Genomic DNA, 658 nt, shown 5'->3' with positions numbered 1-658 from the left:
GTCGCGGTCGCCTGCGGCCCGGCCGGCGAGCGCGTGAGCAGCGAGAGCTTCGCCGCCGAGTGCACGACGGGCGCTCCCTACGCCGCCGACCGGACCGCCCTGCTCGCGGGCGGGGTGACTCTCGTGGAGCACCACCGGACCACCAGTCTCTGGGGGTGGGAACGCGCCGCGGCGCCGGAGGCCGCTCAGGTCGTCGACGTCAGCTGGCAGTGGTCGGGCCGACTCCCCGCCGAGGAGGTGACCCTGCGCCTCGAGCTGACCCCGCTCGACCCGGCCGACGGCCCCACCGTCGCGGTCGAGCACCTGGTCCAGGCAGGCGCCGTCGAGCTGCGGGCCTCGAGCGTGCCCGGCTCCGCTCTCGACGGCGAGACCATGCCGTTGCCGACCCTCGACCGCGACGCCCGCAAGGTCGTGCTGCCGGTCTCGGCGAACCTCGTCGAGGGATTCGGCGAGCACTGGGGCTGGCGGGTCGTGATGCGCACCGGCACGGAGGAGCTCGGCGCGTGCGGCGGGCAGGCCCCCCTCACGACGTGACGGTCGGTGTCGCGGGGCGCCACGTGATCTGCGGCGAGCGGTACCAGGCCAGACCGGCCCGGTCCCACGCCGCGGCGACCGTCGGCACCCGCGCGAGCAGCTCGGCCAGGCGGAAGGGCTTGGT

Annotated in this window: 1 protein-coding gene; it reads left to right on the top strand. The window is 76.1% G+C overall.

Annotated elements, in window-relative coordinates:
- Nucleotides 1-534: hypothetical protein (locus tag L0B03_RS18790; RefSeq protein ID WP_250448635.1), on the top strand; the 534-nt coding region annotated here is incomplete at its 5' end.
- Between the last annotated feature and the right edge of the window lie 124 nt (nucleotides 535-658).

The sequence above is a fragment of the Actinotalea sp. C106 genome (genome assembly GCF_023630195.1).
In the GTDB taxonomy this organism is placed as follows: Bacteria; Actinomycetota; Actinomycetes; order Actinomycetales; family Cellulomonadaceae; genus Actinotalea.
This window is presented reverse-complemented; position numbering and strand designations above follow the sequence as displayed.